This is a genomic window from Roseateles sp. (genome assembly GCF_036486225.1).
GTDB lineage: Bacteria > Pseudomonadota > Gammaproteobacteria > Burkholderiales > Burkholderiaceae_C > Roseateles.
The window spans coordinates 1-6271 of record NZ_DASVNZ010000163.1 but is presented as its reverse complement, the minus strand read 5'-3'; the positions used below and the strand labels follow the sequence as shown (position 1 = coordinate 6271).

4 protein-coding genes and 2 pseudogenes are annotated in these 6271 nt (G+C 67.7%); 3 read left to right on the top strand and 3 right to left on the bottom strand.

All coding sequences use genetic code 11. From position 1 onward, the window contains the following. Window positions 1-665, top strand: a pseudogene (locus tag VF536_RS11435) (hypothetical protein); the annotation flags it as partial. Window positions 666-936: 271 nt separating this feature from the next. Here VF536_RS11435 and VF536_RS11430 read toward each other — a convergent pair. Beyond that, complete coding sequence (locus tag VF536_RS11430; RefSeq protein WP_331614968.1) at window positions 937-1746, bottom strand: alpha/beta hydrolase; 810 nt, start codon at window positions 1744-1746, stop codon at window positions 937-939. Between the two features lie 260 nt (window positions 1747-2006). On the opposite strand from VF536_RS11430, the gene VF536_RS11425 reads away from it, so the two are divergent. Then, entirely contained in the window at window positions 2007-2285 is a 279-nt protein-coding gene (locus VF536_RS11425; protein WP_331614967.1) for a hypothetical protein, read from the top strand. A gap of 8 nt (window positions 2286-2293) precedes the next feature. Next, the gene (locus VF536_RS11420; RefSeq protein WP_331614966.1) at window positions 2294-2710 is read left to right on the top strand and encodes a type II toxin-antitoxin system VapC family toxin; all 417 of its coding nucleotides are present in this window, start codon (window positions 2294-2296) and stop codon (window positions 2708-2710) included. Here VF536_RS11420 and VF536_RS11415 read toward each other — a convergent pair. Beyond that, window positions 2704-5991, bottom strand: a complete 3288-nt coding sequence (locus VF536_RS11415) for an error-prone DNA polymerase (RefSeq protein WP_331614965.1) — start codon at window positions 5989-5991, stop codon at window positions 2704-2706. The two genes, VF536_RS11420 and VF536_RS11415, sit on opposite strands and share 7 nt — an antisense overlap. Then, window positions 5984-6271: pseudogene (locus tag VF536_RS11410) on the bottom strand (DNA polymerase Y family protein); the annotation flags it as partial. The pseudogene VF536_RS11410 and the gene VF536_RS11415, both read right to left, overlap by 8 nt.

Genomic DNA, 6271 nt, shown 5'->3' with positions numbered 1-6271 from the left:
TGTTCACGGCTGCGGTGCTGAGCGCCTCGGTAGGCGCGATCGCCGGGATCGGCGTGAAGGGCGCGGCGGTAGCGGCCGGCACGGCGGCGACAGGCGTGGCGGCGACTGCGGCGGCCGGAGCGGCCACCGATGAGTCCGGCGCGAAGGGCGGCGCCGCGGGCGCGACGGCCCGGACCACGCTCGGCAGTGGCGACTTCGGCTACTACGTGGACACGCTGCTGCGTCCCTCGCCCACCGCGACAACAACGACGGCAGCGACCTCGGTGCCGCCTGCGGGCGCCAACCCGGCCACGCTGCGCGCATGGCCGGATGCCTCGATGGTCCATGCGGACGAGCAGTCGTCGGCGTCGCTGAACCGCCTGCTGGTCCGTGCGCTGCGCGATGGTGGCACCTTGTCGCCGGAGGACACGCGGGCGGCGTCGCAGCTCGTGGCCCAACGCACGGGGCTGACCCAGGCCGAAGCTGAACGCCGCGTCACCGAGACGCTGCAGCGCGCCCGCGCCGAAGCACAGGCGCTGGAGACCCGGGCCCGCGAAGCGGCGGACGCGGCCCGCAAGACGGCGTTGACGACGGCGCTGTGGATGGTCGTCGCGCTGCTGATCGGCGCTTTCACCGCGAGCCTGCTGGCCACCGTCGGCGGCCGGCAACGCGACCTCATCGATTGAGACAAGGAGAACTCACATGCGATCGTTGCTGCTCTTTTTCCTGGGTGTGCCCATTCCCATCATCATCCTGATCGCGTTGATCAGGTAGTCGTCAGGAACGCGCGGGACCCGGTCCCGCGCGATGCGTCAAGGCCAAGACCGAAAGGTCGAGACCACAGGGCAAAAATCGAAGTGCCAAAGCCGAAGCGGGGTGCAGCTCTGGACTGCACCCCGTTTCTGCTCATCCGCGCGACCGGCGCGAGCGCCGCGAGCGTCGTTTCCAGTTCACTGGCTAGGCGGTGACCGCCGCGGCGACATCGGCGCCGTCGCCATACCGACGCCACGTGCCGGGTGCATGGGATAGGCGATCCGCGACGACCTTGAGCACCGCGGGGTTCCAGACCAGGCCGCAGTGGCTGCCGTCCACCTCGACGTTCTCGACCATCGGATGGTCCTCGGGCTGCACACAGGCCTGCCACGCGACGACGCCGTCGCTGCGGCTGTAGATCGAGGTCGTCGGCACCTGCGGTGCGGCGATGAGCCGCGACTTGAAGTCGTCGTCGAGCACCGGCAGCGAACCGTTGACCCAGCGGTAGATCAGACTGACGTTGGTCTGTGTCGCCTCGCCGGTGATCGGCGTGCCGATGGTGATGACCTGCCGCACCGGCAGCGAGATGCGCTTGGCGATCTCGCGCGCGTAGATGCCGCCCAGGCTCCATCCCACCAGCGAGACCGGCTGCGACTGTCCGGCGACGAGCGCCTCGATGTCGGCGGCGAGCGTGTCCAGCCACAGGTCGATGTCGCCGGTCGGGCCGGTGTTGATGCCGCGACCCCAGTCGCGCGCCGCGTAGCCGAGACCGTGGCAGAAACCCACCAGCGGCGCGATCGACTGCGCGTCGGCCGCGAGGCCGGGGAACACGACGACGGGGTGCCCGTCGCCGGGTGGATGACCGCTGCGGTCCATCATCCGGCAGCTCGCATATTCCATCGCGGCGCGCAGCGGCTCGATGCCGAGCAGGGCCCACGACGGGGAACAGATGACCGGTGCCGGCACGGGCAGCGCATCGGGCATTGCATGGGCAAGGGCGGCGATCTTCTTCATGGTCTTGAGGCCGACTTTCCGGTGTGACCTGCGAGGTCGGCGGCGAAGTCGGCAGAAGGACAGTTGAAACCATCTTTCCGCAAGCCGCGTTCCACGGGCATCCCCACAAGGTCGCATGCGATCGTCGGACGGGACCTACATCCGGGGGAGGTCTGGCGATCTCTCCCACCATTGACGGAAGTCAGGGGGAGATGCGGTTTTTCATAGGCACTGAGAGCTAGGCTTTCAGCTCTCAAACGGATTTCGAAGGAGCGCGTTTCATGAGCGTCTTGACGATCGACCTGTTGCCGATGACCGTGTCGCAAAGGAGGACCATCCAGTTGGACCCACTGGTCCTGCAGCAGATGAAGGTGAAGCCCGGAGAACAGATCGAAATCGATCTTCTGCTGGACGGTTGCTGTGTGTTGCGCGGTCCGCGCTCCGGTGACATCAGCGATCTGTACGGCATCCTTGCCAACGTGCCGAGGGGCCGCGCAGGTCCGGTGTCCATCGAGGAGATGAGCGAGACGATCGCTCGTGGATGGGCGGGGGAAAAATGAGGATCACGGTGGACACGAATGTCTTGGTGAGGATCGCCGTTCTGGATGATCTCGATCAGGCTCGTGCCGCCGCACGACTCCTTGTTGAGGCGCAGTTGGTCATCGTGACCGTCGCGTGCCTTTGCGAATTCGCGTGGGTGCTGGGACGCTCCTACAAGTTCGCATGCGAGGATATCGCCGAAGCGATTCGGAGCGTCGTGGAAAAACCTGCAGTCAAGGTGGATCGACTGGCTGTCGCCGCAGGCCTGTCGATGCTTGATCTGGGCGGCGATTTTGCCGACGGCGCCATTGCTTGCGAAGGTCGTCTTGCGGGCGGGGAAGTGTTCATGACGTTTGACAAGCAGGCCATGCGAAAGCTCGTTGCGCTGGGGAATGCCGTGGACAGCCCATCCGACGAGGGGACGCTGGCGAAGTCGGATCAATGAAAATCCCGGCTCTCCGTCCTCAACCGCCCCAGCATCGGGGTCAGGTCTTCCATGTGACCGGCGATGAGGTTGCGCACGTCGCCGCTGCGCTGCCATTTCCCCTTCACCGCCATCAGCCTTGAATGCAGCATCACGTGGCGCTGCCGCTGCCACAGCGCGCGGTGCACGATGACCTGGATGTCGCCGGTCTCGTCTTCGAGCGAGATGAAGATCGTGCCCTTGGCCGTCGCCGGCTGCTGCTTGACGGTCACGATGCCACAGCCCCGCGCCGGGCGGCCGTCGGGCAAGTCGCGCAGTTCCTCGGCCGACATCCAGCGCTGTTCGCGCAGCAAGGGCCGCAGCAGAGAGAGCGGATGGCGCCGCAGCGTCAGGCCCAGCGACGCGTAGTCGAAGACGATCTCCTCGCCCTCCGGCGCCTGGGGCAGCGCAAGGAAATCCTCCTGTACCGGCGCCGAGGCCAGCAGCGGCGGCGGTGCGTGCTGCGCGGCCGCGTCCCACATCTGCTGGCGGCGATGCCCGCTGATGCTGGTCAGCGCATCGCCTGAGGCCAGCATCGTCATCTGCTGCTGGTTCAACCCGGTGCGTCGCGCCAGGTCCTCCGCGTCGTTGAACGGGCCGTTCCGTCGCTCCCTGCAGATCAGTCCCGCCGAGGCCTGCTGCAAGCCCTTGACCAGCCGCAGGCCCAGCCGCACCTTCACCGGCGCCTCGTCGGCCGCCAGTGCTTCCCGTGCGTCCAGGAAGGGATCGCCGTCGTCCTCCACGACGATGCCGTCCTCGTCCAGCGGCAAGGCATCGATCGTGTCGGCCGCCTCGCCGCGCCGCGCCGGCCGGATGACGCGGCCATCCGCGCGCTCCAGCGTGCAGTCCCAGTCGCTGTGCATCACGTCCGGCGGCAGCACCTCGACGCCCTGGCGTCTGGCCTCCTGCACCAGCTGGCTCGGCGAATAGAAGCCGAGCGGCTGCGCGTTCAGCAGGCCCGCCAGGAATTCCGCCGGGCGGTGACATTTCAGCCAGCTGCTCGTGTAGACCAGCAGCGCGAACGAGGCCGCGTGCGACTCCGGGAAACCGTATTCCGAGAAGCCCTTGACCTGCTCGAAGATCTGTTCGGCGAAGGACACCGGATAGTCCCGTTCCCGCATCCCGTCGATCAGCTTCTTGCGGTACTTCTCGAGGTTGCCCTTGCGCTTCCACGCGGCCATCGAGCGTCGCAGTTCATCGGCCTCGCCGCCTGAGAAACCGGCCGCGATCATCGCGATCTGCATCACCTGCTCCTGGAACACCGGCACGCCCAGCGTGCGCTCCAGGACCGTCTCCAGCCCCTGGGGATAAACGACCTTCTCGAAGCCCTGACGGCGCTGCAGGTAGGGATGCACCATGCCGCCCTGGATCGGCCCGGGACGCACGATCGCGACCTCGATGACCAGGTCGTAGAAGGTCTCGGGCTTCAATCTCGGCAGCATGCTGCGCTGCGCGCGGCTCTCGATCTGGAACACACCGATGGTCTCGGCGCGCTGGATCATGTCGTAGGTCTTCTTGTCGCCGTCCGGGATGTCCTTCAGCTCGAACGGATAACGCTGGCGCTTGCCGACGAAGTCCAGGGTCTTGCGGATCGCCGTCAGCATGCCCAGCCCCAGCACGTCGACCTTGAGCAGTCCCACCGCGTCGAGATCGTCCTTGTCCCACTCGATGACGGTGCGGTCCGGCATCGACGCGTTCTCCACCGGCACCATGCGCGTCAGCGGCCCGTGCGTCAGCACGAAGCCGCCCGGGTGTTGCGACAGATGCCGCGGGAAGCCCAGCAGCTCCGAGGTGATCTTGACCAGCTGCTGCACCGCCAGGTCGTCGGCCTCGAGCCCGGACTCGCGCAGCCGCTCCGCGTCGATGGTCTGGCCGTCCCACCACTGGTGGTTGCTGCACAGCGTGTCCAGCACCTCTGGCTCGAACCCCAGCGCCTTGCCGACGTCGCGCAGCGCGCTCTTCACGCGGTAGGAGATGACCACCGCCGCCAGCGCCGCCCGTTCGCGCGTGTACTTGCGATAGAGGTACTGGATGACCTCCTCGCGGCGCTCGTGCTCGAAGTCGATGTCGATGTCCGGCGGCTCGTTGCGCTCCTTGCTGATGAAGCGCTCGAACAGCACCTGCATCCGGTCCGGATCGACCTCGGTGACACCGGTGCAGAAGCAGACGATGGAGTTCGCCGCGCTGCCGCGCCCCTGGCACAGGATGCCCTGCGAGCGCGCGAAGTGGACGATGTCGGCCACCGTCAGGAAGTAGTGCTCGTAGCGCAGGTCCTCGATCAGCGCGAGCTCGCGCTCGATCTGCTCGCTGGCCGCGGCCGGCACGCCGGCCGGCCAGCGCCGGCCCGCGCCCTCGTAGGTGAGCCGGCGCAGATGGCCGGCCGGCGTCTGGCCGTCGGGCACGACCTCGGACGGGTAGTGGTAGCGCAGCTCATCGAGACTGAACTTGCAATGCCCGGCAACGCGCAGCGTCTCGGTGAGCAGCTCGGTCGGGAAGCTGAGCGCGAGGCGGCTGCGGTGGCGCAGGTGGCGCTCGGCGTTGCGGTCCAAGGCCTGGCCGCAGTCGGTCAGCGGCTTGCCCAGCCGTGTCGCGGTCAGCACGTCCTGCAGCGGCTTGCGGCTGCGCACATGCATGGTGACGTCGCCGACGGCCACCAGAGGGATCTCGGTCAGCGCGCCAGCCTCGCGCAGGCGCAGCAGGCGGATCTCGTCGTCCGCGTGCTGCGGCTGGTCGATGCCCAACCAGCAACGCCCCATGAAGTGCGTCAGCAGCCAGCGCGCCATGGACAGCAGCTGCGCCGGCGTGGCATGCCGGTCCGGGCAGGCGATCACGACGCAGTCGTCCAGCGTCTGCGGGCCGATGTCGACCCGCGTGCAGCGGTAGGTGCCTTTCTCGGACGAGCGACGCAACCGCGAGATGAACTGGCACAGGTTGCCGTAGCCGTTGATGCCGCAGGCCAGGACGACCAGCGTGAAGGGCCCCTCGTCGTCCGAGGCGGGCGCCATGAGGAACTGGCTCCCCACCAGCAACGGCATGCCGTGCTGCTTCGCGGCCACGTGCGCGCGCACCATGCCGGCCATGCTGCATTCGTCGGTGACCGCGAGCGCGGAATAACCGAGCTCCTTGGCGCGCGCCACGAGTTCCTCGGGCCAGCTCGCGCCCTTCAGGAAGCTGAAGTTGCTGAGGCAGCGCAGCTCGGCGTAGTCGGGGAGGGCCGGGGCGTCGGAAGCGTCGGAAGCGTCGGAGGGGGCGGTCTCAGGCATACATCCCGTGGAGGTACCACGCCTGCACGGTGTCCTTGTCGTCGCCCTCGTTCCCCGCCCCGGGCAGCCGTTCCTGATAGACCGCCAGCACGCCGGCGTTCTCGTTGACGGCAATCCAGTAGTCGCGGGTGACCTGGCGGTGATGCTGCGGCTGCTTGTCCTTGGCGGGCACCCGGTCCCACCAGCCGCCTTCGAGGCGATCCGGACCGATCAGCAAGGTCAGCGCTCCCTGGTAATGCGGCCGATGGTCGCGCACCGCCAGACGCAGCGGCGGGTCGAG